The following is a 26,856-nucleotide window of genomic DNA, read 5'->3' on the forward strand; positions in this document are numbered from 1 at the left end:
AGGAGTATTTTTACCGGTGAATGAATCGCATGTTAAGCTTATTGGAGCATTTTTTATAGCCCAATCAAGCCTTTTAATTCATCCATGCGTCCTTTTGAAAGCGGGATTGAACTTTTTCTTTCATCATCCAAAATTAAACTAAAACTATTACGAGTCCACGTAATCACTTCTCGTACTCTTTGTAAATTCACAAGATACGAGCGATGACATCTAAAGAAACCAAAACCTGTTAATCTTGCTTCTAGTTCACTTAATGTTAATGCACATACGAAATCACCTTCACGAACGTGAATATGCGTTACTCCGTTTTGCGTTTCAATGAAATGGATTTCCATCGGATCAAGTAAAATGATTTTATCGTTCACTTTCGCTGGTATTCTTTCTAACTTCATTTGCGGAATCATTTGAATGACTTTTTCTTCATCGACTTCTTCCACTTCCTCTTGCTCAATTTCTATCTTTTTCACACCATCGTTGTTTAATATGTATACATCCTCTGTTAACGAAAGGGCATCCGATAGAAATGATGACGTAATAAAGATTGCCTTTCCTTGCTCTTTCATTTTCATAATTGCTTTTCGAATAATAACCGTACTCTCTGTATCTACATTTTGCTCCGGTTCTTCCAAAATGACTAAATCCGGATTATGAATCATAATTCGTCCAATATGAAGACGACGCTTCTCTGAAAATGATAGTTTTTCTATTTTAACGTTTAGTTTATCTAGGAGACCAACAGGCTGCACAACTTCTTCTATACTTATCTTTGATTCATAAAGCCCTATTAAAAACTTAAAGTATTCTTTTACCTTCAAACGATCATATGCTTCATCTTTCAAAAAACAAAAACCGATGCGGGAATAATTTTTCTTTCCAATTGCTTCTCCTTCAAACAGTACATTGCCAGTCGAAGCTTCTTCTTCACCAATAATGATGCAGTGTAACACTTTAGCTGTATGATTATTGCATTGCAAAACAATACATTGTCCTTTTTCAACCTTTAGCTCAATTTCTGGTAACTGGTTCGTCTTCTCTAACTGTTTCAACTCCAGTAGCGCCATTCCGTCTCCTCCAAATACTTTTTATCCTATTATATCAAACAATTAATGGAAAATTATCCTATTTCAAACAAAAAAATAGATGCCAGAGTTCTGACACCTATTTCTTCACCATCAATTTTCCTTCATAATCATTCATCGTCTTTATTTCAACGCCTTTATAGTAATGAGCGACGATATCTGTATATTTCTTTCCTTCCGCTGCCATGCCGTTCGCCCCGTATTGACTCATACCAACGCCGTGACCGAAGCCTTTCGTCGTAACGATGATTTTATCTCCTTGTTGTTTCCACGTGAAATCAGAAGAACGTAAATCTAACTTTTCACGAACTTCTTTTCCTGTTAATGTTTTTCCTTGAAAAGCTACATCCTTTACGCGCTTTCCTTCCGTAAGGTCTTTAATATTTCCAACCTTCCCGTCTGCTAGTACTTTCACACCGAGACGTTTTTGAAAATCAGCTACTGTAAATGTTTGCTCGTTCGTAAACTTTGGAGAGGCTTGATCCCACGGACTATCTACACTCTTTAAGTACGGATAATCATTTCCCCAATAGTCAGCTGCATTTTCTGTTCGACCATTACTCGTTGAAAAAAAGGATGCTGAAATTGGTTTTCCATCATATGTTAAAACTTGTCCTGCGGTTTTCGAAACGGCTTCTTCGATTTTCTTCAAATTATTTTCGTAGTTATTGCCCCATTGCTTCTTCAATTCTTCTTTACTTTTGTACACTTGATCTTTCACCGTATCTGTCACGTCCGCATTATTTTTCTTTCCTCCGCTTAGCATACGTTGTACTACAAATGTTCTCGCTGCTAATGCCTGTGCCTTTAGTGCCTCTATTTCAAAACTGGCATTCATCTCAGAAGCTACTACACCGGTCACATACTCCTCCATAGGCAATGATTCTACCTTCTTCTGTTTCTCACGATATACAGCAACTTGAACCGCTGTATCTACTTTTCCTGGAGCTGGTATACTTTCTATCGCTGGAGGAGTTTTAGAGGCCGTTTCTTCCCCTACTTTTGCTTTCGCAAATGGGATAACAAGGGCTGCAGGTACAATGATAACGAGCGCTATTAAGAGCGCTACTGTAATAAAAAGTGGCTTTGAAAATTTCATCCTATTTTCCCCCAATATAAAAGCTTTACTCCATTCATTCTTATGGAACAACTCTTTCTTTTAGAACATACTTAAGGGGGAAGAGCATAAAACGGAAATTTTCTAAATATTTTTACTGGTACGTGCATAAGTATAGAATTTATTGACTATAACAGTAATAACCCAAAAAAATAGCCCCTATGTCAAAAGACATAGAGACTATTTCAATTAAGCGTGAAGATCAGAAACTTCTTGTTCTTTCACTTCTTCTACTTTTTCGTTTACACGTTCAATAGTTGCACCTAATGCAGCTAATTTCTTATGGAAATCTACATAACCACGGTCAAGATGTTTTAACTCAGTTACACGAGTATAACCTTCTGATACTAAACCAGCTAAGATTAATGCAGCTGCAGCACGTAAATCAGTTGCGCCTACTTCAGCACCTTGTAAGCTGTTTGGACCGTTCATAATAACAGAACGACCTTCAATTTTAATATCAGCATTCATACGACGGAATTCTTCAACGTGCATAAAGCGGTTTTCGAATACCGTTTCTGTAATCATGCTTGTTCCATCAGCTTGTAGTAATAATGCCATCATTTGTGATTGCATGTCTGTTGGGAAACCTGGGTGAGGCATAGTTTTAATATCAACCGCTTTTAACTTATCTGGGCCGATAACACGTACACCTTCGTTTTCCTCAATAATTTTAACACCCATTTCTTCCATTTTCGCTGTAATTGAGCGTAAATGTTCAGGTACAGCATTTTCAATTAAGATGTCTCCACCAGTAATTGCTGCTGCAACCATGAATGTTCCCGCTTCAATACGGTCAGGAATAATAGAGTGGTTTGCACCATATAATTTATCAACGCCTTCGATACGAATCGTTCCAGTTCCAGCTCCGCGTACTTTCGCTCCCATTGCATTTAAGAAGTTAGCTAAGTCAACGATTTCTGGTTCTTTCGCTGCGTTTTCAAGAATTGTTGTCCCTTTTGCTAATGTAGCTGCAGACATAATGTTTTCTGTCGCGCCTACGCTTGGGAAGTCTAAGTAGATTTTAGCTCCTTTTAGTTCTCCCTCAACATATGCCTCAACAAAACCGTTACCAACCTGTACTTTTGCTCCCATTGCTTCGAAGCCTTTTAAATGTTGGTCAATTGGACGTGAACCGATTGCACATCCACCAGGAAGTGCAATACGAGCACGACCATTACGTGCTAATAATGGTCCCATTACTTGAACAGATGCACGCATTTTACGTACATATTCAAATGGTGCTTCAATGTTTAGTTCTTTAGAAGAATCGATTGTTACTTGATTATTTTCAAATACGACTTCAGCATTTAAATGACGTAATACCTCATTAATTGTGTATACATCAGACAAAACTGGTACTTCAGATAGTACATTCTTTCCATCACTCGCTAATAGGGCTGCAGCGATTATAGGTAATACAGCATTTTTTGCGCCCTCAACACGCACTGTGCCGTTTAACCGCTTTCCGCCACGGACGATGATCTTTTCCAAATTATTCCCCTCCGTGTCCTTTTTTCAGTATCTATTCACTCAATACTCAGAAGTTATGATCGGTGTGCCAACCACAATTGTATCTTTGTTGTCTGTAGAACGTATTGCTATTTGCACATTTATTTTCTCTCTATTTGTTGAAAGAGCGTCATCCCACTTTTTATTGTATGCGGAGACTGACACAAATGCTCTTTCTTCTACTTGTTCGATCGCTCTTGCTGAAAGATCTTTCAAAACCTGATTGGTTTTATTTTGCAAAACACCTTCAATCTTATCATTCAGTACACCTTGAACACAAGTGTAAATTATAGGTTTTTCACTAAAAATTTTATTCACTTTTTGAACATACTTCGGGTCCCATTTCGCCCCACTTACTTCAAAGATAATGAAAGTGTTTTCTTTAGTATTTTCTTTACTCCAAGTTACTACTACTCGTTCTTCATGAGAAGCAAACTTTTTATAGGATGTAGCTTTATATCCATCTGGAGATTGCTCTACTTCCCACTTTTGAATATTTGCCTTGTCCTTCACATCGTTTAATAACTTTTGAAACGTATGTATATTAGAAATTGTTTTTGTTTCTCTAGCTAACCATGACCATTTTTCTACTTTAGCATCATTTTTCTCTAAAGCCTTAATCATGCTCTCCATTTTCTGTTCATCGCTTATCGGTTTCATCTCTCTATATCCAACCAAAAATAAAACAACACTAAGTGCAACAATAAGAATGGCTTTAAGCTTCAATTTCATCCCCTCCTATCCCCATTGTTAACGGAGATTTGAGGTTCTATACACTTACTTTACTAAATACGTTAAACTCTTCGAATAGCCTAAATAATCAAGGAAAAAGTTACTTACAGATGTCCCAATTGCAATTGTAATTAAGATGAGTAATACTCGCGTCTGCAGCACTTTTCCGGACTTCATTAAACGCTCAATGTGAATGCCTTGCAAAGCCCACCACGTAATGGTAATAAACAATAAATGCGAAACAATGGCAATCAGTGCTTGTTGCCCTAAAAGTTGTGCCAAAAAATCGACCCCTTTTTACTCAGCTACTACTTATGAAAGAATATAAAAACGATACCATAATAAGTAGGAGCCACACTTTTTCAAATGCACATAGACATCTTACATTTTACATCGTGATTTTCTTTCAAAAAACGTATATCTACATTACAAGTTAACACAAAATAAAAAGCGCAGAGTACTGACTCCACACCTTTTATTTTCACTATTGTACCACGTTCCCTAAGAAGAAGAAATCTTTCATTAATGGAAAATATTCATAAAAGAAATTGTACCCAATCATCGGCATAATCCCTAGTATTACAATCGAAATTGCACAAAGACTCATAACAACCTTTATATTTAACGGTAACCGTATCCTCTCTTCTGTCTCTCCGGTGCGGAAAAACATTTGTTGTAAAATACGGAAATAATATACGAATGAAACAACTGTCGTACCCATCATAATCGAAGCTAGTACGTAATGTGCTGGCTCTACATGAAGCGCGCCTAAAAAGATGTTAATCTTTCCAATGAAGCCAGCCGTCCCTGGTATCCCGGCCAGCGATAAAATAAAGATTGTCATCATGATCGCTGCAAATGGTGATTTCTTATATAATCCGGTGAAAATCGTTATGTTTTCCTTATCATTTTGTAAGATTAAGCCGTGGATAATGGCAAACGCGCCTATATTCATAAGCATGTATGCCAGCATATAAAACCACATGCTATCCAGCGTAAATGGTGATAATGCCACAAGTGGAACGAGCAAATACCCAGCATGCGCAATACCTGAATAAGCAAATAAACGTTTTATGTTGTATTGTTTTAACGCGACTACATTCCCAACAATCATCGTAATACTTGCTAGCACCGCAATATATATACTCATATGCCCATATAAAGATTGCATATCTCCTTGTATTAATACACTTGCAAAAACCATAAGGAACAAACGAATAATGAGTAGGAACCCAGCAATTTTAGAAATCGTTCCAAGAAAAGCGGTAACAGGTGTAGTCGCTCCTTCATACACATCAGGTGCCCACATATGAAACGGCACTGTGGCAATTTTAAATGAGAGACCAACTAGCAATAAAAGAAATGCAAGAGCTAACAATAACTGAATACCACTAGCGAGCTCCCCAGTGAGTACCTTTTGCATATCTACAATGTTAGTTGAACCTGTAATACCGTATAAATAACTCATTCCGAAGAGCGTGATCGCCGTTCCAATTCCTCCGCTAATGACATATTTCATTCCCGCTTCATTTGATGCACGGTTCTTTTTTCGTATTCCGACTAAAATATAAGAAGAAAGTGAAAGTAACTCTAAACCAACGAAAAGGGTGATAAAGTCAACACTAGAAGCCATGAACATCGCGCCAATAAGTGCCATTAAAAATAAGTAATAATATTCGCCCTTATCTTCAATCGGATTCTTCTTATCATCGCTCATTGCGATGCATAAAATGAGAGCTGAGGCGCCTAATAACAACGTTTTAAACCCTTTTGAAAATCCATCTAACACAAACGATCCATTTAAAATATCTCCAGCTGGTTCGCTATATAGCGTAATTAATGAAACAATTGCTAATACGATGGCAGCAATCGCACCAAGAGCTACATATCTATGGTTCAGCTTAAAAAACAAATCACATATGGAAAGAAGGATGGCGGCCCCGAGAATAATAAATTCTGGCACCATTAGATGCCACGATAAGCTAAGTAACGTATTCATATCCATCCTACTTCACCCCCAATGTTTTCAATGTATTTTGAAGCGGATCCCCTAGTATCTCTGGCATAACTCCAATTGCAATAATACAAAAGATAAGTAGTAAAACAGGGACGTACTCCCATCCGTGTATATCAGATTTTGCTTCCCATTCTTTCTTTCCAAATGTCACTTGAAGTGTCGCTCTTAATACGTATACAGCGGTTAAAATGATGCCAATCACACCGACTGCAGCAATGACGGGCTCTCCTTGAAATAAACCAAGAAAGGCAAGAAATTCACTAACAAACCCAGACATCCCTGGTAGTCCAAGCGATGCCATTCCTCCTGCTAAAAAGAATCCGCTAAGTATCGGTACACTTTTCGCAAGTCCGCCTAGCACCGTAATATCTGAGGTTCCAAATCGTTGTTCTATAACACCTAGTAAGAAGAAGAGCAAGGCTGCAATTAAACCATGTGATACAACTTGGAATAGCGCTCCTTGTGTACCAGGTGCATTAAGTGACGCAAGTCCCATTAATACAATTCCCATATGCGAAATACTAGAGTAAGCGAGTACTTTCCTAAAGTCCGTTTGGATGAGCGCTAAAAAGGCACCGTATAATAAATTAATTACGCCTAATATCGCAATTAGCGTTGCAACATCGTGAAAATATTCCGGGAATAACCCTTTCCCGAAGCGAATAATACCGTACGCTCCAATCTTTAACAAAACACCCGCATGAAGCATAACTACAGCTGGATGCGCTTCTATGTGTACATTGACCATCCAGCGGTGCAACGGAAAAACAGGTAGTTTAATTGCAAAGGCAATCATTATGGCAATAAATACACCAAGCTGCAAGCTACTTGGGATGACGAGTTCTCCCCCTGCGCTTACGCTTCTTAATATCTCTTTCAGCTCCACAATATTTGTTGTACCTGTTTTCGCGAACAAAATTGAGAAAACAATGAGCAAAATAGCTGAGCCAATACCGTTATATATTAAATAACTATATGCAGCCTTTTCACTCGACAATTTTCCCCACTTCCCAATTAATAAAAACATTGGTGGCAACGTAATTTCAAAGAAGATAAAAAACAACATTAAATTTTGAGCAGCAAAGACGCCGAGCATCCCTATTTCTAGCATGAGTAACAGCATATAAAATGCTTTCAAATTGCTTTTAATAGAAAAGGCTGCAATTGCTGCAAGCATCGCTAGAAGAGCCGTCAGTACCATCATGACAAGCGACAAACCATCAATACCGAGCTCGTAATAAATAGAAAACCACCTTTTATCCACCGCTGTAAAATCTCCGAACTTAATCCATTTCACCTTTTCATCAAATAGTGACAAGCTCTTTCCAGAAGCATATGTACAAGCAAGGACGATGGCGATTCCAAATGGAAGTGCCGTCCCAAATAAGCCAAGCGCCCGCACTGTACGCAATTCCTTTTTCGGTGTTAATACAAGCAATAAAATTCCTAAAAGCGGGGAAAAAATGAAGAACGTTAACAACAAATCATTCATCGTAAATCCCCTCCCGTATAGAGCAAAATAATGACGAGTACAGCGAGCGAAACCGCCGTTACAGCACCGTACACTTGTACATTCCCGTTTTGAAGTTTCGAGCCAAGGTTACTTGTTCCTTTAACTACACTTCCAATTAAAACTGCAATTCCTTCGACTACATACACTTCAAATAAGCGAAGCACACGAGCGATTCCTTTCGTAATAGGGATCACCGTCATGTTGTATAGTTCATCCACATAATATTTTTCTTTCAAAAGATTATAAAGCGAGGTTCCCGTACCCCCAGCCCACTCTCTAGAAATTGATTTCTTGCCATATATGAAATATGCAAGAGCGATTCCCGCAAATGAAACGAGCGTCGCAACAATCATAATCCAAACTGGTCCATGCGCTTCTTCAACCTTAAACCCTACATCTTTCGTCAACCAATCTCCGAGAAACGTCCCAAACCATGGTGTATTTATATATCCTGCCACTACTGCGAGAACGCCGAGAACAATCATTGGATACGTCATAATGCGGGGCGACTCATGCACATCTTCCTTCGTCTTCGCTTCCCCAGTAAAGACAAGGAAGTATAGACGAAACATGTAAAATGCCGTTAAGAATGCCGCAAGTACTGCTAATACGAATAAAAAGTAATTACCATTCATCCAAGTCGCAGCCAAAATTTCATCTTTACTAAAGAACCCAGAAAGGAGTGGAACCCCACTAATTGCAAGTGTACCTATCAAAAATAGCGTACCAGTTACTTTCATCTTCTTCTGTAAACCGCCCATTTTGTTAATGTTTTGCGTATGCACGGCATGAATTACACTTCCTGCTGCCAAAAATAGTAGTGCTTTAAAAAAAGCATGTGTCGTCAAATGGAATATACCAGCTACATAACCAGCAGAACCTAACGCGAGCATCATATACCCGAGCTGGCTAACTGTAGAATAAGCAAGTACTCTCTTTATATCTGTTTGTACAAGGCCGATAGAGGCCGCAAAGATTGCAGTGAAAGCTCCGACAATTGCCACTGTCTGCATCGCTACCGCACTTGCCGAAAATAATGGAAACATCGTGGCTACTAAATATACGCCCGCTGCAACCATCGTCGCCGCGTGAATAAGTGCCGACACGGGCGTTGGCCCCTCCATTGCATCTGGCAACCACGTGTGAAGCGGGAACTGACCTGATTTCCCCATCGCCCCGATAAAAATTAATATCGCCGTTATTGTAATCATGTAAGGAGGTAGATCCCCTGTATAAATCGCCCTAAATATTGCGTCATATTCAAAACTACCTGCGTACCAAAAAATTAAAATCATCCCGATAAATAAACCAACATCCCCAATACGGGTCATAATAAAAGCCTTTTTTGCAGCAGCCTTCGCTTCTTCTTTAAAAAAATAAAAACCGATAAGTAAAAATGAGCCAAGGCCAACTAATTCCCAAAATATATAAAGCTGTAATAAATTCGTTGATATAACAAGCCCTAACATCGCAAATGTAAAGAGTCCTAAATATGCGTAAAAGGTTGGTAATCGTTTATCACCTTTCATATAACCTTTCGAATACACATGTACAAGCAGACTCACAAGCGTAACGATAAACAACATTAAAGCTCCTAATACAGTCACTTCAAAGCCAAATGATATATCCACATCTCCAGCTCTAAGCCACACCCACTTATGCTTCACGCTTGCTTCTGAAAATCTTTCTATTAACACAAGTACCGCAAGTATAAAGGAGAGAAAGACGAAAAAAATACTAAGTACACTGCTTCCTTCTCTAATTTTCTTCCCGAATATAATAAGTAACAAAAACGAAACGAGTGGGAAAAGCGGTATGAGCCATGCATAATCGATCATTGTTTCCTTCCCCCTTTTTCGGTCACAATGCTATCCTTTGAGCGTATCCATTTCATCCACCTGAACTGTCGTACGATTACGATATAAAGCAATTAAAATAGCGAGTCCTACCGCCGCTTCCGCTGCCGCTACAGCCATCGTAAACAGTGAGAAAATTTGACCTGTTAAATTCGGAAATAAGCCTAATTTACTAAAAGCCACTAAGTTTAAATTGGCAGCATTTAGCATTAATTCGATACAAACTAATACGATTACTGTATTCCGCTTTGTTAAAGCTCCAAATAGGCCGATGCAAAACAAAATAATCGCAAGTGTTAAATATGCAGAAGCCGGAACGCTACTCATTGGAATCCTCCTCTTTCTCGTCCTTTTTCGCAAGTATAATCGCGCCAACGAGTGCTACAAGTAAAATAACTGAAGTTAGTTCAAATGGGATAATATATTTTGAATAGAGAAGCGTACCGATTTGAAGTGTGTTGTTTTCATGGAGAGGTAAACTTCCTTGTGTGCTCTCATTTGCAAAATCAATATTATTAACAGCGAAATACATAACCGCTCCAAATGCTACAACCGCAAAGAAGATAATCCATTTTCGAAGAGTAAGACGCGATTCATTTTCCGCGTTATGTTTCGTTAACATAATGCCGAAAATCATAATAATTGTGATTGCACCAGAGTAAAGTAAAATTTGTGCAACGCCTATAAATTCGGCTGATAAAAGAAAATACAAACCTGCAATGCTGAGAAATGTTAGAACGAGAGCTAGCATCATGTGCATAACTTTCGTTAAGTTCAACATAAGAACACCGCCGATAATTGCAGACAAGGATAGTATAAAGAATGCTACAAACTCGCCATTCATGCCTTATTCTCCTTCCTGACGTTTTCGTCGTTTTCGTCAAGCCACTGCAAATTTTTAAATAAGTCATCACGTGAATATTCCGCGAGCTCAAAGTTATTTGTCATGACAATCGCCTCTGTCGGACAAACTTCTGTACATAAATCACAAAGAATACAAATTTCAAAATTAATATCATACGTGTCGATAATTTTTCCTTTTTTCGTAGGATCCGGATGTTTCTTTCCTGTTAACTGAATACAGTCTGTCGGACAAATGTTAGAGCATTGATTACAAACAATACATTTCTCCGGATAGAATTTTTGAATCCCCCGAAAACGGTCTGGCAACGGCAACGGTTGATTTGGATAATCATACGTTACCTTCTTCTTGCTCAAATTACTTAATGTATATTTTAATCCTTTAAATAGTCCCTTCATCTCTTACTGGCACCCCCCTCATAGATTAGAAGAATAACTCCTTAATCAATGCCGTTAAGAAAATATTTGCAAGTGCAATCGGCAATAATACTTTCCATCCAAACTCCATTAACTGGTCACCTCTTATACGCGGGAACGTAACGCGGAACCAAATTAATAGAAAGACTACACTGCTAAATTTCAAAGCAAACCATACGGCACCTGGGATAAATCCAAGAAACATGACTGGATTCCATCCGCCTAAAAAGAGCACTGTAATTAACGATGCCATCCCGAAGAAATATACGTACTCTGAAAGCATGAAAAACGCCCAGCGAAAACCTGAGTATTCCGTATGATATCCAGAAACAAGTTCTGACTCCGCTTCTGGCAAATCGAATGGCGTCCGATTTAACTCTGCAACTGCTGCAATTAAGAAAACGACGAAGCCAATTGGCTGCACGAAAATGTACCAAACCTTCTCCTGCGCCGCTACAATCTCATTTAAATTCAGGCTACCAGCTAACAAAACGATACCAATTACACTCATTACGAGCGGAATCTCATAAGAAATCATTTGCGCCGCCGCACGCATCCCCCCTAAAAGGGAATATTTATTATTCGATGCCCATCCCCCAGTTACAACACCTATCGTCGTAATACCGGAAACAGCGATATAATAAAGTAGCCCGACTCCAATATCGGCAAATTGAAATTTATCAGTGAACGGTATAACTGCCAGCACCATAAATGCTGGCGCAAATGCAATGACAGGTGCTAATATAAACAGTGGTTTATCTGCTGCTTTCGGAATACTATCTTCTTTCAATAATAGTTTTAAAACATCAGCTACCGTTTGCAGTAAACCGAATCGGCCTCCAACCTGGTTTGGTCCAATCCGCCCTTGCATAAATCCCATCACTTTCCGTTCTGCCAAAATTCCATATGTAACGAAGCCAAGGACTGCAAATAGTAGAAGCACCGCTAATCCGAAAAAAATGAAGAAATTCGTCCAGCTTGAAGGTGATTGTAAGAGCGTCTCAATCATTAGCCATCAACCTCCCCAAGTACAATATCAACTCCACCTAAAATCGTAATTAAATTAGCGATGTTTTCACCTTTCAATAACTTCGGTAAAATTTGCAAGTTATAAAAAGATGGCCTACGAAACTTCAAACGGTACGGCTCTTTCTTTCCGTCACTAGCGATATAACAACCAATCTCTCCGCGCGGCGATTCGATACGTACAAACGCTTCTCCCTTAGGTGCCTTAATAATTTTCGGTACTTTTGCCAGCACTGCTCCATCTTTTGGGAACTGCTGAACTGCTTGCTCAACAATCTTTAAAGACTCCTCGATTTCTTGCATTCGGCAAATGTAGCGATCCCAAGCATCTCCCACGCTTCCAACAGGAATATCAAAATCAAAACGATCATAAATCGAATACGGCTCATCTTTGCGAAGATCCCAGTTTACTCCAGTGCACCGCAAATTTGCTCCGCTTAAAGAATACGAGATTGCTTCTTCCGCGCTATATATACCAACGCCTTTCACACGATTTAAGAAAATCTCATTACCGCTAACAAGATCATGATAACCTGCCAATTGCTCTCTCATATACGGAACAAACTCTTCCACCTTTTCAATCCAACCATCTGGCGCATCCCACTTCACACCGCCAACTCTCATATAGTTAAAAGTAAGCCGTGCCCCGCATAATTCATTTAATAAATTTATAATCATCTCTCGTTCACGAAAAGCGTACAAAAACGGGCTGATCGCTCCTATATCAAGAAGATTCGTCCCCCACCAAACGAGATGGCTTGCAATTCTCCCTAGCTCCATCGCAAGTACTCGCAAGTATTCGGCACGCTCCGGAATTTCAAGCCCCATCATCGTCTCTACAGCATGGCAAATGACGTAATTATTCGTCATGGCTGATAAATAGTCCATTCGATCTGTATAAGGGATAATTTGCGTATACTGTAAGCTCTCAGCGATTTTTTCCGTCCCGCGATGCAAATACCCAATAACCGGTGTAGCTTCTCTAATAATTTCCCCGTCAATCTTAATTACGAGCCTGAACACACCATGTGTACTCGGATGCTGAGGTCCTACATTCAAAAGCATCTCTTCCGTACGGATCATAGCTACACCTCCACATCATACGGTTCATAGTCTTTTCTAAGCGGATGTCCTACCCAATCATCTGGCATTAAAATACGCGTTAAATTCGGATGCCCTTTAAATACAATGCCGAGCAAATCGTATGCTTCTCGCTCCGGCCAGTCAGCCCCTTTCCAAAGCGCTGTCACAGATTCAACTTGCGGTTCTTCCCGGTCTAGCTTTACCTTCACCGCTACCAATTGTTTCTTACCATATGAAAACAAATGAACATATACTTCCATATGTGTCACAAAATCCGTCGCATGTAGCTCTGACATATAATCAAAAGCAAGTCCTTCATGGAATCGCAGTGACTCCATCACTTCATAATATTTTTCGGGATCCACCACAAGAGTCGGCACATCCTTTGACAGTTTATTAATGTAGGAATCTACTAATGCACCCTCTCCTACCTTCTCCCTAATAGCCTCAACATACTGATTTAAGTACGGCTGATTTACGGACGTTTCTTCCCGCTTCGGCTCATCCTCTTTCTTACCTTCAGCTCCCTTTGTCTTCGCTCTTGCAGCCGCTGCTGCTTTCGCTTTTGCTGCTGCAATTGCCTTTGCCTTTTCATCTCCCGAATCCCCATCACCTTGCGAAGCTTTCTGCTTCGCTAATGCTGCCGCTTTTGCTTTTGCTTTCGCTTTTTCTTCTTCCGTTACTTCTTCTGTTCCTTCTCTTTTCTGCTTCGCTAACGCCGCCGCTTTTGCTTTTGCTTTTGCTGCCGCCGCTGCCTTTGCCTTCGCTTTCGCTTTTTCTTCTTCCGTTACTTCTTCTGTTCCTTCTCTTTTCTGCTTCGCTAACGCCGCCGCTTTTGCTTTTGTAGCTGCCGCTGCCTTTGCCTTTGCTTTCGCTTTTTCTTCTTCCGTTACCTCTTCTGTTCCTTCTCTTTTCTGCTTCGCTAACGCCGCCGCTTTTGCTTTTGCTGCTGCCTTTGCCTTCGCTTTTTCTTCTTCCGTTACTTCTTCTGTTCCTTCTCTTTTCTGCTTCGCTAACGCCGCCGCTTTTGCTTTTGCAGCCGCTGCTGCACGTCGTTTTGCTTCTTCTATAGTAATATCATTATTTTTTGGTAGCGCTTTCTCTTTTTCTTGATTTTCTGCCTCAAGCTCACTTATTTCCACCTCGTGTTTCGCTACAAGGCGTTTTCTCGCTTCTTCTTTTGCACGCCTAGCTGCTTCTTTTTTCAGATCCTCTAAGTCTTTGTTTGGATTACTCATTTATTCGTCACCTGCTTCCCGGTCTTTGCTTCGTAACGAATTTTTTCTTTTAATTTATTAATTCCATAAATTAAAGCAGCCGGATTTGGGGGACAACCAGGAATATACACATCAACTGGTACGATTTGGTCTACACCTTTCACAACAGCATATGAATTTACATACGGACCACCTGCTGTCGCACAAGATCCCATCGCAATAACCCATTTCGGTTCGGGCATTTGATCATATAAGCGCCGAACAATAGGAGCCATCTTCTTCGTTACTGTTCCCGATACAATCATGACGTCCGATTGTCTTGGTGAAGTCCGAAAAAATGACCCAAATCGATCTAAATCGTAATGTGATGAGCCTACTCCCATCATTTCAATTGCACAGCACGCCAGTCCGAATGTCATCGGCCATAAAGAATTGCTCCTCGCCCATCCCTTCAACTGCTCCAATGTAGAAAAAAAGATATTTCGTTCTAATTCTGCTCGCTCATTTGGATGTAATTCCTCAAAATTTATAACCATTGTAACACCTTCTTTTTCCAAGCATACGCTAATCCAACTAGCAACATTACAACAAAGATGAGCATTTCAATTAATGCAAATAAACCTAGCTTGTCATACGCAACAGCCCAAGGATATAAAAATAAAGTTTCTACATCAAAGATCACAAACAATAAAGCGAAAATATAATAACGAGCATGAAACCGAATATTTGCATCATGAAACGGCTCAATTCCACTCTCATACGTCGTCGCCTTTGCTGCACTTGGCTTATTTGGGCGCAGCATCCTTCCTAATGTAAGAGCCACTACCGGCAGCAATATACCTAATAGCAAGAAAATCAAAACGATCATATAACTATTTTCATATACACTTGCCATTGTGAAACCCTCCCCCCTAAATTAAGAACAAGTTCACATAGTAAACAATATGTCCTAGTTGCAGTAATTATTATTTTTAAATTTTTCTAAATAATGCAACTATTCTAATCATTATAGCAAACTTCAAATTCCTATGTCGATATGTTGGGAGACAGAAAAAAGAATTATTAAAATCTATTTTTACAACTCGCTATAACTGTGCAAAATAAATATAAAACTTATATACGCTTTTCAAGAAACCGTAGGTGATATAAATGAAAAAACAAACACATGTAAGTATTCTTATAAGCATTGTATTGCTGTCTATAACGATTCACTACGTAGCGATGCCTTTTCTATATGAATATTCATTTCCTTTTCAGCTATTAATCGGAATGAGTACCCTATTAATTGATATTATCGCTTGTAGTTATATACTTTACTTTTCAAACATGAAAGAAGGGCTATCTCGTTTATTTTGGATTATATTATCTGTTGGAGCTCTCTCTTATTTTATCGGTGATATAGTCGTTGCCTATCAGCGTTTAATTGTAAAGGACTTCTATACGTTCGTTGATCCATCTGACTTTTTTTACTTACTTTTTTTAGTTACTTTTGCATTTGCCTTTCTATACGAAATCATTTATAACCGAGATTTATTAGAAAAACTTTTTATGCTATGTGATATTTGTATTATCGTTACAGCCCAATTTACTTTAAGTTACTACTTACTTATTGAACGAACCATTCACGTTTTTACAACATCCTATATCGACATATTTGTTCAACTTACCTATCCAATGGTTGATTTACTCTTTCTCTTAATAGGAATCAATCTTTTATTCAAACCACTATCCTTATTACCTAAAAAGGTTGGTGCGCTTCTTAGCAGTGCTTTAATTTTATATGCTACTACAGATGCGATTTATGCTTATATAAAATACTTCATACCAGAGTATTCTATGTTTACAGTTACTCCTTTCTATCAAGTAACCTTAGTACTAGTAGCAATCGCCTGTATTCTCCATACAAAAGAACCTGAAAAACAAGAGCAAGTACTACTAACACCTAAAATTGGTGAATCAATCCGATTATCATTGCCTTATATTTCAGTAGTAACACTTATTCTTTTTATATTAGTTGAATACGTCTTTGCGCCTATTATAGTAATTGGTCTTATAATAACTTTCTCTTTCGTTCTCATACGTCATAGTTTAGTTCGAAAACAAAATAAAATATTATTGCTAGCTCAAATGCAATTCAACTCAGAACTCGAGAAACAAATTAAACTACGTACAGAAGATTTAGTAGAACAGAAAAATGAACTCTATCATAATCAACAAATGTTTAAATCTTTATACGAGCATCATCCAGATCCAATCTTCACATTAGATTTATACGGCAATTTTCTCAAAGTAAATAACGCTGGTACTACTTTACTCGGTTATCAAACGAATGAATTATTAAACCAGCCTTACTATTCACTCATATACGAAGAAGATTTAGAAGAAATGATTAATTCCTTTCATCGTGTAAAAAAGGGACATTCTATCTCTTTAGAAATACGGGCGTATCATAAAAACAGAGATATTTACTACTTGCACGTTACCGCCGTACCCATCTTTTTAAAAGAGAAAATTTCTGGGGTTTATTTAATGATTAAAGATATTACGGAAAGCAAACAACAGCAAGAACAGATTAATTTTCTAGCATACCATGATACTTTAACAGAGCTTGCAAATCGTCGTGCATTTCATCAACATTTGGAACAGGCAATTGCACGAGCAAAAATATCGAAAAAGCCTTTTGCTGTTATGTTTCTCGACCTAGACCGTTTTAAAGTTATTAATGATACCCTCGGTCATCGAGTAGGAGACCTATTGCTCATCGCAGTAGCAAAAAGGCTCGAAAGAATATCAACATCAAATATGAAACTCGCGCGGCTAGCTGGAGATGAGTTCACAATCCTTATCGAAAATTACAAAAAAAAGCCAGATGTCCAAAAAATGGCTGATATAATTGTAGCGGCCATGAATGAGCCATTTGAAATCGAAAATCAACATTTACAAATCTCACCGAGTATCGGAATTGCAATATATCCTGAAGCAGGTGAAGATCCGCTATCCATTTTGCAGCATGCTGATATGGCCATGTACGAAGCAAAAAATAAAGGAAAAAACGGTAGCTCTCTTTACACGAAAGAACTATATAAAAAAATGGAACGAAAAGCTCGAATTGAAAAAGATCTGCCAATTGCTTTAGTAAACAAAGAATTTTATCTCGTCTATCAACCACAAATTGATACGACAACAAATAAAATCATCGGCGCTGAAGCTTTAATACGTTGGAAACACCCACTATTAGGTGATATTTCACCATGTGAGTTTATTCCAATTGTAGAAGAGACGCCACAAGTAGTCCCACTTGGACATTGGGTATTACAAGAAGCTTGTCTCCAATTAAAAATATGGCATATCCTTGGCTACCAAAATTTAAAAATAAGTGTTAATTTATCCGCAAAAGAGTTCCGGCAAGATCAATTAATCGAAAACATTTCACAAATATTAAACAACGTAAGCGTCGACCCAAAATATGTCACACTTGAGTTAACAGAAAGAATTGCAATGATTGACGAGAAAGAAACGTTATTAAGACTGAAGCAATTAAAAGAATACGGTATCCAAACTTCCATTGATGACTTCGGTACTGGGTATTCTTCTCTTGCTTATTTATCAATTTTTCCAATCGACACATTAAAAGTACCGAGAGAATTCACACAATTAGCCGATCATCGTCCTGAAGAACGAGCCATCGTTTCTACAATCCTTTCCCTCGCAAATACTTTAAATCTTTCAGTCGTTGCCGAAGGAATTGAAACCGAAAAACAGCTTAAGTTTCTGCAAAAACATAACTGTAAATATATGCAAGGTTACTATTTCAGTAAACCACTTACTAGTAATCAATTTATAAAGTTTCTACAAAAAACCCCCAGTATGAACAAATAATTCATACTGGGGGTTTTATAGTGCTAAATTTTTTTCTCATAATATTCTTCTGCGATTTCTTCGTAAAAAGCCGCAGATGTTGTGTAGAAATATGGAATTAACCATAAGAATCCAATCCCTAACGTAATACAACTCAATATAAACCAACCGATAAAACTTAAACATAAAATGAAATACTCCATCTTATGCCCATCCATCATACGACGGCTTTCTGTAATAGCTTGATTTATGGAATACTCAGGATGATCATTTATTATAAAGTACGTCATCGCATAAGAGAATGATTTAATGATGCCTGGAATAATAAATAGTAAAAACCATAAGAAAATATAAATGTTCACTACTATATATAATAAAAATGACTTTATAAACTTACTTCCTGCTGTAAACCATCTAAATATATGCCCAATACGCGCGTCTTTTTCTCGAATTATATGTAGCGCTAAATAATAGCCACCTAACGTTAATGGACCTACCATAAAAGTTGTAATAATATCTACTATCATGGAGTTTTTCATATCTTCCCAACCCAAAATTTGTGTAAACGAAAAATCAACAATAAAGTTAAAAGTGATCATTAGAACAGAAATAAGTAATGTGGCTCCGACTGCTAATCCCCATTTCCCTTCTAATGAATCTAGTGCTTCTCCTTTTAGATCACTAATCATATTTAGCCTCCTATACACAATAATTCTATTAGTATAGCATGTTTCTATTGCAATTCACCTTTTGAGATGTAGCGATAAAAGTGTGCTGTCGTTGTACTCATATACGGACTAAGCCAAAGAAAGCCTATTCCAAAAGTAAGAAGCGCTAAAATAGCCCATCCTATGAAGCTCAGCCATAAAAGAAACAAATCTAACTTATGCCCCTTCATAAGATTCTTACATTCCTTCATCGCCTGCGAAACACTATATTCTGGATTTTCAATCATTACATAGTACGTCAGCGCATAAGAAAAATACATCACAATCATACCAACAATTGAAATCGCTAATAGTACGAAGAAAGCTATTGCAAATGACGTATTCCCTTCTTCACCTAACAATGCAAATAAGCCTATTAACAGCATCGGAATCCATGTACCTGTATATAACAAAATTGCAAGCATTGCCCACATTGTTTTCATCATTCTTTTAAAACCGCGAAATCCTTCAAATAAGTGATCTACTTTAGCATCTTCTCGTTTACTAATCTGTAAAAATACATTTGTATAGCCATATGATGTAATCCCATACGATGCGTTACTCAAAATTATCATAATGCAATAAAAAATCCCAAAGGTAATACCTGCTCCAATTGACATCGTTTCCTCTTCAAATGATCCAGTTAAACTTACAACTGAGAGAAATATAATAATTCCTGGAATTAATAGTATAAGCATTGCAGCCATCGAAACGACATAACTTAAAATAAAATATAAAATTGTTGACCCAACACCTAGTCCCCATTTTCCCTTTAAAGAGTACAATGCTTCTCGTTTCATTTCACCAATCATTGATTCATCCCCTTCATAAAATATAAATTGTTGTACACTTCTACTTATACAAGCATCAATATAATTATACCAGTTTTGTAAAATTCTCCATAAAATACACAAAAAAAAATCCGTAAAGGCAAGGGCCCTTACGGATTTTTTTTACTTCATATCAGAAACGTTTAAACGGTTCACGGCACGTTGCAAGGCCATTTCTGCACGTTTAAAGTCAACATGTGCTTGTTTATCTTGCATACGTTGCTCAGCGCGACGCTTCGCTTCATTTGCACGATGGATATCGATATGGTTTGCTTCTTCAGCAGATGATGATAATACAGTCACTTTATCTGGACGAACTTCGATAAAGCCACCGCTTACTGCTACATAATCAGTGTGTCCACCATTTTTCAGACGAACTGCACTAATTTTTAATGGTGCAACAGTTGGAATGTGACCTGGTAAGATCCCCATTTCCCCACTCTCTGCTTTTACACTTACCATTTCTACTTCTTTTTCGTAAACCGGTCCATCAGGAGTTACAATACTGACTGGAAATGTCTTCATACTTCGTCCCTCCTAAGGCCTTACGCCATCATTTTCTTCGCGTTTTCAATAACTTCTTCAATGCCACCTACTAAGCGGAATGCATCTTCTGGAAGGTCATCATATTTTCCTTCTAGAATTTCTTTGAAACCACTAACTGTATTTTTTACAGGTACGTAAGAACCTTTTTGACCTGTAAACTGCTCAGCTACGTGGAAGTTTTGAGATAAGAAGAATTGAATACGACGAGCACGATGTACAACTAACTTATCTTCTTCAGATAACTCATCCATACCTAAGATAGCGATGATATCTTGAAGTTCTTTATAACGTTGTAAAGTTTGTTGTACTTGACGAGCTACTTCATAATGTTCTTCTCCTACGATTTCTGGAGACAGTGCACGAGATGTAGATGCTAATGGATCTACGGCTGGGTAAATACCCATTTGTGTTAAACGACGCTCTAAGTTTGTTGTTGCATCTAAGTGAGCGAACGTTGTAGCTGGTGCTGGGTCAGTATAGTCATCGGCTGGTACATATACCGCTTGGATAGACGTGATAGACCCTTTATTTGTAGATGTAATACGCTCTTGTAATTGACCCATTTCTGTTGCAAGTGTTGGTTGGTAACCTACCGCAGATGGCATACGACCAAGAAGGGCAGATACTTCAGAACCCGCTTGAGTGAAACGGAAGATGTTATCGATGAACAGAAGTACGTCTTGTCCTTGCTCATCACGGAAATGCTCAGCCATTGTTAAACCTGTTAATGCAACACGTTGACGTGCTCCAGGTGGCTCGTTCATTTGTCCGAATACCATCGCAGTTTTCTTGATTACGCCAGAATCGCTCATTTCGTGGTATAAGTCATTACCCTCACGAGTACGCTCACCTACACCAGCGAATACAGAGATACCACCGTGCTCTTGTGCGATGTTGTTAATTAATTCCTGAATTAATACTGTTTTACCTACACCGGCACCACCGAATAGGCCGATCTTACCACCCTTAATGTAAGGAGCAAGTAAGTCTACTACTTTAATACCAGTTTCAAGAATTTCTACTTTAGTAGATAATTCTTCGAATGCAGGTGCTTGACGGTGAATTGGATCACGGTGTACATCCGCAGGAAGTTCACCATCTAAGTCAATTGCATCACCTAATACGTTGAATACACGTCCAAGTGTTACATCACCAACTGGTACAGAAATTGCTTTACCAGTATCTTCTACTTCTGTGCCACGAACAAGTCCATCTGTGGAAGACATCGCAACTGTACGAACTGTATCATCACCTAAATGAAGTGCAACTTCAAATGTTAAGTTCATGCTTCCGTTTTCGTTGCTTTGTTTTACCGTAAGGGCGTTGTAGATTTCTGGTAGCTTTCCGCCATCAAACTTAACGTCTACAACCGGACCCATGATTTGCGTAACGCGCCCTTTATTCATCGGGTTCCCTCCTAGCTTTCTTTTAATTAGCCAGCTTTCTAAGAGAAGTTGGCTTTTAATTTTTTATTAGTTTAGCTTACGCACTCTTTTGAAAGAGCCGCTTCCGCCTTTTATTGAATCTAGCTCCGGCGGTTAGAATGTTCGGTGGCTTCGCTTTTTCCTACGAGGCACAAATCGCCTCTACGTCAAAAGCTCCATCTCCCTCTCATTCTGAACGAACCGCCTACGCTTTTTAATACTATTCTAACGCTGCTGCTCCACCAACGATTTCCGTAATTTCTTGCGTAATCGCTGCCTGACGCGCACGGTTGAATGAAAGTGTAAGTGAATCGATAACTTCCATTGCGTTGTCTGTAGCACTCTTCATTGCTGTCATACGCGCTGCGTGCTCACTTGCTTTACCATCTAGTAATGCACCGTACACTAAGCTTTCTGCGTATTGTGGCAATAGTACTTTTAAAATCTCTTCTTCAGAAGGTTCGAATTCATAAGCTGTCGTCGGTTTATCAGACGCCACATCAGTAAGCGGTAAAATTTTATTTTCCGTTACTTCTTGTGAAATTTTACTTACGTAATGGTTGTAGTAAATATACAGCTCATCATAAGCACCATCTGCAAACATCGCAATTGCTCGAGAAGCAAGATCTTTAATATCAGTAAATGATGGGTGGTCAGATAATCCAACTACTTCATCAATGATGTTAAAGCCGCGACGTTTTAAATAATCACGTCCTAGTCGTCCAAGCACAATAATTGAATATTGGTTTGAATCCATATTATGACGTTCACGAATTACGTTACTCACTGTACGTAATACGTTACTGTTATAACCACCTGCTAGTCCGCGATCAGATGTAATAACGATGTATCCTGTACGCTTTACAGGACGCGCATTTAGCATCGGATGATTAATTCCTTTACTTCCTTGCGCAATGCTCGCTACTACTTCTTGAATCTTTTCCATATACGGAACGAAAGATTTAGCATTTTGTTCTGCACGGTTTAACTTAGATGCAGATACCATCTCCATCGCTTTCGTAATTTGACTCGTTTTCTTTGTCGAGGTAATCTTCGCTTTTATATCGCGTAAAGATGCCACAGGTTTTCACCACCTTTTTTCCGGAAGTTGGCACGATTAGTAAGAATCCTCTTCCTAATCTACGTTGCAAGATATTCTTGCTCATGATTGAAGGAAAAGAATAGGTGCACCTACTCTTTTCCTTTACATAACCGTCAGCAATCTCAAAGATTGAGATGCCTATATATATTATTATCTAGCTCCAGCGGCTTGAATGTTCGGTGGCTTCACTTCTTCCTACGAGGCAAAGACCGCCCCTTCGTCAGAAGCTCCATCCCCCTCACATTCAGGACGAGCCGCTTCCGCTTTTATTACTCAGAAGCTACGAATACTTTTTTAAATCCGTTAATTGCTGCTGCAAATTTGTCGTCATCCGCAAGTTTCTTAGTTGTGCGGATTTCTTCTAATAAGTCAGTCGCATTAGAATCTAACCAAGCATGGAATTCTTCTTCGAAACGAGTGATATCTACTACTGGGATATCATCTAGGAATCCACGTGTTAAAGCGTAAAGAATGATAACTTGTTTCTCTACACGTAACGGTTTGTGTAATCCTTGTTTTAATACCTCAACAGTACGAGCACCACGGTTTAGTTTCGCTTGAGTTGCTTTATCAAGGTCAGAACCGAACTGAGCGAACGCTTCTAACTCACGGTAAGATGCAAGGTCAAGACGAAGTGTACCTGATACTTTACTCATTGCTTTAATCTGAGCAGATCCACCAACACGAGATACAGAAGTACCCGCATCGATCGCTGGACGTACGCCAGAGAAGAATAGGTCAGATTGTAAGAAGATTTGTCCATCCGTAATAGAAATTACGTTTGTTGGGATGTAAGCTGATACGTCCCCTGCTTGTGTTTCGATGAAAGGTAGTGCAGTTAAAGAACCGCCGCCTCTTGCATCACTTAATTTTGCTGCACGCTCTAATAAGCGAGAATGTAAGTAGAATACATCCCCTGGATAAGCTTCACGACCTGGAGGACGACGTAATAGTAATGACAGCTCACGGTAAGCCGCTGCTTGTTTTGATAAGTCATCATATACTACTAATACGTGTTTACCATTGTACATGAACTCTTCACCCATTGTTACACCAGCATAAGGAGCTAAGTATAATAATGGAGCTGGTTGAGAAGCAGATGCAGTTACAACGATTGTGTACTCTAATGCACCGTGCTTACGTAGTGTTTCTACTACGTTACGTACAGTTGATTCTTTTTGTCCGATAGCTACATAGATACAAATCATATCTTCATCTTTTTGGTTAATGATTGTATCAAGTGCAACTGCTGTTTTACCAGTTTGACGGTCACCGATGATTAACTCACGTTGACCACGGCCAATTGGTACAAGAGCATCGATCGCTTTAATACCTGTTTGAAGTGGCTCATGAACAGATTTACGATCCATTACACCTGGTGCTGGACTTTCGATTGGACGAGTGTTTGTTGTATTGATTGGGCCTAAACCATCAACTGGTTGACCTAATGGGTTTACAACACGACCAATTAGTTCTTTTCCTACTGGTACTTGCATGATGCGACCAGTACGACGAACTTCGTCACCTTCACGGATTTCTGTGTAAGGTCCTAAAATGATAATACCTACGTTGTTTTCCTCTAAGTTTTGTGCTAGTCCCATAACGCCGTTAGAGAACTCTACAAGTTCACCAGCCATAACGTTATCAAGACCATGAGCACGCGCAATACCGTCACCAACTTGGATAACTGTACCAACATCACTAACTTCGATTTCAGACTGATAGTTCTCGATTTGTTGCTTTATCAGTGCGCTAATTTCTTCAGCTCTGATGCTCATGTGCTTCACCCCTATCTATTCTTCATTAATTCACGCTGAACACGTGCTAATTTTCCTTGTAAACTTCCGTCATAAATGCGATTTCCAATACGTACTTTAATTCCGCCTAGTAAATCTTCATCTACAACATTTTTCACGCGAATTGCATCTTTTCCCGTTCTCTTTGCAAATGCTTCTGCAATGTTAAGCTTCTCTTCTTCAGATAGAAGACGAATAGAATATACAGTTGCATCCGCTACGTTACGTTCTTCATTAGCAAGAACAACATATTCATCTGCAATTTCAGGTAAGATATCAATACGCTTGTTATCAATTAAAATATATAACGTATTTAAAATTGATTCAGAAACAGATCCGAATACGTTTGCAAGAAACGTTTTCTTCTGCTCTTTTGAAATGTTTGGTTGCGTTAAAAAGCTATGTAGTTCCCCGTTCTTTACATAAACGTTTTGTACAAGGCGTAATTCTTCTTCAAACATTTCTAATACGTGTTTTTCTTTTGCAATTTTAAAAAGAGCGACAGCATAACGTTTTGCTACAATCCCATTGCTCATCGCGCTTCTCCTACTTCTTTAATATAATCGCGAATTAACTTAACTTGATCTTCTTCTTTTAATTCTTTTTCAATTACTTTAGAAGCAATTTGAACAGATAAAGAAGCGACTTGTTCTTGTAAAGCAGCAATTGCTTGCTCTTTTTCGCGTTGAATTTCTTGTACAGCAGATGCTTTAATTGATTCTGCTTCTTCTTTCGCAGCAGCAACAATCACATCTTTTTGATCTACAGCTTGTTTTTTCGCTCTTTCGATTAACTCTTGTGCTTCAACACGCGATTGTTTTAACATTTCACGTTGTTCTTCTACTAACTTCTTCGCTTCAGCGTTACTTCTTTCTGCAGCGTCGATTTCATTAGTAACATGCTCTTCACGTTCTTTCATAATTCCCATTAAAGGACCCCACGCAAATTTGCGTAGCATTACTAATAGAATTAAGAAAATGAACAATGTATAAGCAATCGTTCCAAATGGAATGGCAGCTCCTAATAATAAAGTTGGCACAAGGATTCACTCCCTTCAAAATATCTAAATTGATCATATGAAAAAAAAAGACATACGTTTCGTTCATAAAGCAATGGCGAAGAAAGTTCGGAAAAACACTCTTCGCCATCTATGTAAGGGGAGTCTCCCTTATTTGTTCATTACGATGAATGCAATAACTACACCGATGATTGGAAGTGCCTCAACTAAAGCAACCCCGATGAACATAATTGTTTGAAGTGCGCCTTTTAATTCTGGTTGACGAGCAACACCTTCGATTGTACGTGATACGATAAGACCGTTACCAATACCTGCACCTAATGCTGATAAACCAATTGCAATTGCAGCTGCGATTACACCTAAACTCATTTAATTTGTCCTCCTTTGTATTATAAAAAAATAAATTTTTTCTTACTTAAATTATATTAATGGTCATGACTTACTTTATGAGCCATATAAACCATCGTTAACATAACGAAAATAAATGCTTGGATTGATCCAACGAATACACTGAATCCCATCCATGCTAACATCGGTACAAGCGCACCTAATGCTCCAAGGAATGATGCCCCGCCTAACTTAGCAAGTAATCCTAATAAGATCTCACCTGCATAAATGTTACCGAATAAACGAAGACCTAACGTTAATGTGTTAGCAAACTCTTCAATAACCTTTAATGGGAATAAGAATTTCATAGGTTGGAAATAACCTTTAACATACTCTTTCGTACCCTTCATCTTAATTCCATAATAATGGGTGAGGGTAACTACCATCACGGCTAATGTTAATGTAACTGCTGGATCAGACGTTGGTGACCTCCACCATGCAATATGTTCGCCAGCTTCAGTTGCTGAATACATGAATGGTAAACCAAGGAAGTTCGATACGATGATAAACATGATAAGCGTAACGCCAAGCGTTAAGAAACGTCCACCTGTTTTCCAGTCCATCGTACTATTGATAATCCCTTTCACGAAGTCAAACACCCATTCCATGAAGTTTTGCATCCCGGTTGGGCGAAGGGCTAAGCTGCGAGTTCCGATAACAGCGATTAAGAAAACAATAACTGCTGCTACAGTAACCATCATAACTGATGACAAATCGAACGTTAAACCTAGAAATTTAACTAATTTACCGTGTTCCAC

At 38.6% G+C, this 26,856-nt stretch carries 27 protein-coding genes; 1 reads left to right on the forward strand and 26 read right to left on the reverse strand.

Annotated elements, in window-relative coordinates; translation table 11 throughout:
• Nucleotides 1-53 precede the first annotated feature (53 nt).
• The 16 genes from ACYFX0_RS16985 to nuoA all read right to left on the reverse strand — a co-directional run bounded on the left by ACYFX0_RS16985 (nucleotide 54) and on the right by nuoA (nucleotide 15,325).
• Entirely contained in the window at nucleotides 54-1,061 is a 1,008-nt protein-coding gene (locus ACYFX0_RS16985; protein WP_001185907.1) for a LytTR family transcriptional regulator DNA-binding domain-containing protein, read from the reverse strand.
• A 97-nt stretch (nucleotides 1,062-1,158) separates the two neighbouring features.
• On the reverse strand, nucleotides 1,159-2,178 hold the full coding sequence (gene spoIID / locus ACYFX0_RS16990) for a stage II sporulation protein D (RefSeq protein WP_000672654.1): 1,020 nt from the start codon (nucleotides 2,176-2,178) through the stop codon (nucleotides 1,159-1,161).
• A 207-nt stretch (nucleotides 2,179-2,385) separates the two neighbouring features.
• Nucleotides 2,386-3,690, reverse strand: coding sequence for a UDP-N-acetylglucosamine 1-carboxyvinyltransferase (gene murA, locus ACYFX0_RS16995; protein ID WP_000411275.1), 1,305 nt, complete (start codon nucleotides 3,688-3,690; stop codon nucleotides 2,386-2,388).
• A gap of 39 nt (nucleotides 3,691-3,729) precedes the next feature.
• Nucleotides 3,730-4,434 (reverse strand): YwmB family TATA-box binding protein, encoded by a 705-nt coding sequence (locus tag ACYFX0_RS17000; protein WP_000767913.1) that lies wholly within the window; start codon nucleotides 4,432-4,434, stop codon nucleotides 3,730-3,732.
• A gap of 51 nt (nucleotides 4,435-4,485) precedes the next feature.
• Nucleotides 4,486-4,722 (reverse strand): DUF1146 family protein, encoded by a 237-nt coding sequence (locus ACYFX0_RS17005; protein WP_000057889.1) that lies wholly within the window; start codon nucleotides 4,720-4,722, stop codon nucleotides 4,486-4,488.
• Between the two features lie 202 nt (nucleotides 4,723-4,924).
• Complete coding sequence (gene nuoN, locus ACYFX0_RS17010) at nucleotides 4,925-6,439, reverse strand: NADH-quinone oxidoreductase subunit NuoN (RefSeq protein WP_460271103.1); 1,515 nt, start codon at nucleotides 6,437-6,439, stop codon at nucleotides 4,925-4,927.
• A 7-nt stretch (nucleotides 6,440-6,446) separates the two neighbouring features.
• Complete coding sequence (locus ACYFX0_RS17015; protein WP_000998944.1) at nucleotides 6,447-7,949, reverse strand: NADH-quinone oxidoreductase subunit M; 1,503 nt, start codon at nucleotides 7,947-7,949, stop codon at nucleotides 6,447-6,449.
• Entirely contained in the window at nucleotides 7,946-9,808 is a 1,863-nt protein-coding gene (gene nuoL / locus ACYFX0_RS17020; protein WP_460271004.1) for an NADH-quinone oxidoreductase subunit L, read from the reverse strand. The genes ACYFX0_RS17015 and nuoL overlap by 4 nt, the downstream gene beginning before the upstream one ends.
• Nucleotides 9,809-9,838: 30 nt before the next feature.
• Nucleotides 9,839-10,153, reverse strand: coding sequence for an NADH-quinone oxidoreductase subunit NuoK (gene nuoK / locus ACYFX0_RS17025; RefSeq protein ID WP_000100079.1), 315 nt, complete (start codon nucleotides 10,151-10,153; stop codon nucleotides 9,839-9,841).
• Nucleotides 10,146-10,670, reverse strand: a complete 525-nt coding sequence (locus tag ACYFX0_RS17030; RefSeq protein WP_001012810.1) for an NADH-quinone oxidoreductase subunit J — start codon at nucleotides 10,668-10,670, stop codon at nucleotides 10,146-10,148. Before ACYFX0_RS17030 ends, nuoK begins: the two co-directional genes overlap by 8 nt.
• Entirely contained in the window at nucleotides 10,667-11,086 is a 420-nt protein-coding gene (gene nuoI, locus ACYFX0_RS17035; RefSeq protein WP_000677191.1) for an NADH-quinone oxidoreductase subunit NuoI, read from the reverse strand. The genes ACYFX0_RS17030 and nuoI overlap by 4 nt, the downstream gene beginning before the upstream one ends.
• A 25-nt stretch (nucleotides 11,087-11,111) precedes the next feature.
• Nucleotides 11,112-12,113: an NADH-quinone oxidoreductase subunit NuoH gene (nuoH, locus tag ACYFX0_RS17040; RefSeq protein WP_000573426.1), complete on the reverse strand. Its 1,002-nt coding sequence runs from the start codon at nucleotides 12,111-12,113 to the stop codon at nucleotides 11,112-11,114.
• Complete coding sequence (gene nuoD, locus ACYFX0_RS17045; protein ID WP_460271006.1) at nucleotides 12,113-13,213, reverse strand: NADH-quinone oxidoreductase subunit NuoD; 1,101 nt, start codon at nucleotides 13,211-13,213, stop codon at nucleotides 12,113-12,115. The genes nuoH and nuoD overlap by 1 nt, the downstream gene beginning before the upstream one ends.
• 2 nt (nucleotides 13,214-13,215) lie before the next feature.
• Nucleotides 13,216-14,451, reverse strand: coding sequence for an NADH-quinone oxidoreductase subunit C (locus tag ACYFX0_RS17050; RefSeq protein ID WP_460271008.1), 1,236 nt, complete (start codon nucleotides 14,449-14,451; stop codon nucleotides 13,216-13,218).
• Nucleotides 14,448-14,966 (reverse strand): NADH-quinone oxidoreductase subunit NuoB, encoded by a 519-nt coding sequence (gene nuoB / locus ACYFX0_RS17055; RefSeq protein WP_000236331.1) that lies wholly within the window; start codon nucleotides 14,964-14,966, stop codon nucleotides 14,448-14,450. Before nuoB ends, ACYFX0_RS17050 begins: the two co-directional genes overlap by 4 nt.
• Entirely contained in the window at nucleotides 14,957-15,325 is a 369-nt protein-coding gene (gene nuoA, locus ACYFX0_RS17060) for an NADH-quinone oxidoreductase subunit NuoA (protein ID WP_000179273.1), read from the reverse strand. Before nuoA ends, nuoB begins: the two co-directional genes overlap by 10 nt.
• A gap of 254 nt (nucleotides 15,326-15,579) precedes the next feature.
• Here nuoA and ACYFX0_RS17065 point away from each other — a divergent pair, with 254 nt between their 5' ends.
• Nucleotides 15,580-18,309 carry a putative bifunctional diguanylate cyclase/phosphodiesterase gene (locus ACYFX0_RS17065; RefSeq protein WP_247727660.1) on the forward strand — a complete coding sequence of 910 codons (2,730 nt, stop codon included), beginning with the start codon at nucleotides 15,580-15,582 and terminating at the stop codon, nucleotides 18,307-18,309.
• Nucleotides 18,310-18,332: 23 nt separating this feature from the next.
• Here the strand turns inward: ACYFX0_RS17065 and ACYFX0_RS17070 are convergent, their stop codons facing one another.
• From ACYFX0_RS17070 to atpB, 10 genes are all read right to left on the reverse strand, one after another.
• A complete protein-coding gene (locus ACYFX0_RS17070) occupies nucleotides 18,333-18,977 on the reverse strand; it encodes a DUF975 family protein (RefSeq protein ID WP_000622481.1) in 645 nt (214 codons plus the stop codon).
• 44 nt (nucleotides 18,978-19,021) lie between these two features.
• Nucleotides 19,022-19,807, reverse strand: a complete 786-nt coding sequence (locus tag ACYFX0_RS17075) for a DUF975 family protein (protein ID WP_000578833.1) — start codon at nucleotides 19,805-19,807, stop codon at nucleotides 19,022-19,024.
• Nucleotides 19,808-19,948: 141 nt separating this feature from the next.
• Nucleotides 19,949-20,350 carry a F0F1 ATP synthase subunit epsilon gene (gene atpC, locus ACYFX0_RS17080; protein ID WP_000847214.1) on the reverse strand — a complete coding sequence of 134 codons (402 nt, stop codon included), beginning with the start codon at nucleotides 20,348-20,350 and terminating at the stop codon, nucleotides 19,949-19,951.
• Nucleotides 20,351-20,370: 20 nt separating this feature from the next.
• Nucleotides 20,371-21,777, reverse strand: a complete 1,407-nt coding sequence (gene atpD / locus ACYFX0_RS17085; RefSeq protein ID WP_001032597.1) for a F0F1 ATP synthase subunit beta — start codon at nucleotides 21,775-21,777, stop codon at nucleotides 20,371-20,373.
• A gap of 238 nt (nucleotides 21,778-22,015) precedes the next feature.
• The gene (atpG, locus tag ACYFX0_RS17090) at nucleotides 22,016-22,876 is read right to left on the reverse strand and encodes a F0F1 ATP synthase subunit gamma (RefSeq protein WP_000157703.1); all 861 of its coding nucleotides are present in this window, start codon (nucleotides 22,874-22,876) and stop codon (nucleotides 22,016-22,018) included.
• A gap of 290 nt (nucleotides 22,877-23,166) precedes the next feature.
• Nucleotides 23,167-24,675, reverse strand: coding sequence for a F0F1 ATP synthase subunit alpha (atpA, locus tag ACYFX0_RS17095; protein ID WP_000027521.1), 1,509 nt, complete (start codon nucleotides 24,673-24,675; stop codon nucleotides 23,167-23,169).
• Between the two features lie 11 nt (nucleotides 24,676-24,686).
• Complete coding sequence (atpH, locus tag ACYFX0_RS17100) at nucleotides 24,687-25,229, reverse strand: F0F1 ATP synthase subunit delta (protein WP_460271014.1); 543 nt, start codon at nucleotides 25,227-25,229, stop codon at nucleotides 24,687-24,689.
• On the reverse strand, nucleotides 25,226-25,732 hold the full coding sequence (gene atpF, locus ACYFX0_RS17105; protein WP_001142615.1) for a F0F1 ATP synthase subunit B: 507 nt from the start codon (nucleotides 25,730-25,732) through the stop codon (nucleotides 25,226-25,228). The genes atpH and atpF overlap by 4 nt, the downstream gene beginning before the upstream one ends.
• A 129-nt stretch (nucleotides 25,733-25,861) precedes the next feature.
• Complete coding sequence (atpE, locus tag ACYFX0_RS17110) at nucleotides 25,862-26,080, reverse strand: F0F1 ATP synthase subunit C (RefSeq protein WP_000052064.1); 219 nt, start codon at nucleotides 26,078-26,080, stop codon at nucleotides 25,862-25,864.
• A 56-nt stretch (nucleotides 26,081-26,136) separates the two neighbouring features.
• Complete coding sequence (gene atpB, locus ACYFX0_RS17115) at nucleotides 26,137-26,856, reverse strand: F0F1 ATP synthase subunit A (protein ID WP_000399879.1); 720 nt, start codon at nucleotides 26,854-26,856, stop codon at nucleotides 26,137-26,139.

It is taken from the genome of Bacillus sp. NEAU-Y102 (assembly GCF_054788175.1).

What these genes read in the sequence shown, in the direction of transcription:
- ACYFX0_RS16985 (WP_001185907.1), bottom strand. Translation starts at nt 1,061, where the DNA reads ATGGCGCTACTGGAGTTGAAACAGTTAGAGAAGACGAACCAGTTACCA.
- spoIID (WP_000672654.1), bottom strand. Translation starts at nt 2,178, where the DNA reads ATGAAATTTTCAAAGCCACTTTTTATTACAGTAGCGCTCTTAATAGCG.
- nuoN (WP_460271103.1), bottom strand. Translation starts at nt 6,439, where the DNA reads ATGAATACGTTACTTAGCTTATCGTGGCATCTAATGGTGCCAGAATTT.
- ACYFX0_RS17015 (WP_000998944.1), bottom strand. Translation starts at nt 7,949, where the DNA reads ATGAATGATTTGTTGTTAACGTTCTTCATTTTTTCCCCGCTTTTAGGA.
- nuoL (WP_460271004.1), bottom strand. Translation starts at nt 9,808, where the DNA reads ATGATCGATTATGCATGGCTCATACCGCTTTTCCCACTCGTTTCGTTT.
- nuoK (WP_000100079.1), bottom strand. Translation starts at nt 10,153, where the DNA reads ATGAGTAGCGTTCCGGCTTCTGCATATTTAACACTTGCGATTATTTTG.
- ACYFX0_RS17030 (WP_001012810.1), bottom strand. Translation starts at nt 10,670, where the DNA reads ATGAATGGCGAGTTTGTAGCATTCTTTATACTATCCTTGTCTGCAATT.
- nuoI (WP_000677191.1), bottom strand. Translation starts at nt 11,086, where the DNA reads ATGAAGGGACTATTTAAAGGATTAAAATATACATTAAGTAATTTGAGC.
- nuoH (WP_000573426.1), bottom strand. Translation starts at nt 12,113, where the DNA reads ATGATTGAGACGCTCTTACAATCACCTTCAAGCTGGACGAATTTCTTC.
- nuoD (WP_460271006.1), bottom strand. Translation starts at nt 13,213, where the DNA reads ATGATCCGTACGGAAGAGATGCTTTTGAATGTAGGACCTCAGCATCCG.
- ACYFX0_RS17050 (WP_460271008.1), bottom strand. Translation starts at nt 14,451, where the DNA reads ATGAGTAATCCAAACAAAGACTTAGAGGATCTGAAAAAAGAAGCAGCT.
- nuoB (WP_000236331.1), bottom strand. Translation starts at nt 14,966, where the DNA reads ATGGTTATAAATTTTGAGGAATTACATCCAAATGAGCGAGCAGAATTA.
- nuoA (WP_000179273.1), bottom strand. Translation starts at nt 15,325, where the DNA reads ATGGCAAGTGTATATGAAAATAGTTATATGATCGTTTTGATTTTCTTG.
- ACYFX0_RS17065 (WP_247727660.1), top strand. Translation starts at nt 15,580, where the DNA reads ATGAAAAAACAAACACATGTAAGTATTCTTATAAGCATTGTATTGCTG.
- ACYFX0_RS17070 (WP_000622481.1), bottom strand. Translation starts at nt 18,977, where the DNA reads ATGATTAGTGATCTAAAAGGAGAAGCACTAGATTCATTAGAAGGGAAA.
- ACYFX0_RS17075 (WP_000578833.1), bottom strand. Translation starts at nt 19,807, where the DNA reads ATGATTGGTGAAATGAAACGAGAAGCATTGTACTCTTTAAAGGGAAAA.
- atpC (WP_000847214.1), bottom strand. Translation starts at nt 20,350, where the DNA reads ATGAAGACATTTCCAGTCAGTATTGTAACTCCTGATGGACCGGTTTAC.
- atpD (WP_001032597.1), bottom strand. Translation starts at nt 21,777, where the DNA reads ATGAATAAAGGGCGCGTTACGCAAATCATGGGTCCGGTTGTAGACGTT.
- atpA (WP_000027521.1), bottom strand. Translation starts at nt 24,675, where the DNA reads ATGAGCATCAGAGCTGAAGAAATTAGCGCACTGATAAAGCAACAAATC.
- atpH (WP_460271014.1), bottom strand. Translation starts at nt 25,229, where the DNA reads ATGAGCAATGGGATTGTAGCAAAACGTTATGCTGTCGCTCTTTTTAAA.
- atpE (WP_000052064.1), bottom strand. Translation starts at nt 26,080, where the DNA reads ATGAGTTTAGGTGTAATCGCAGCTGCAATTGCAATTGGTTTATCAGCA.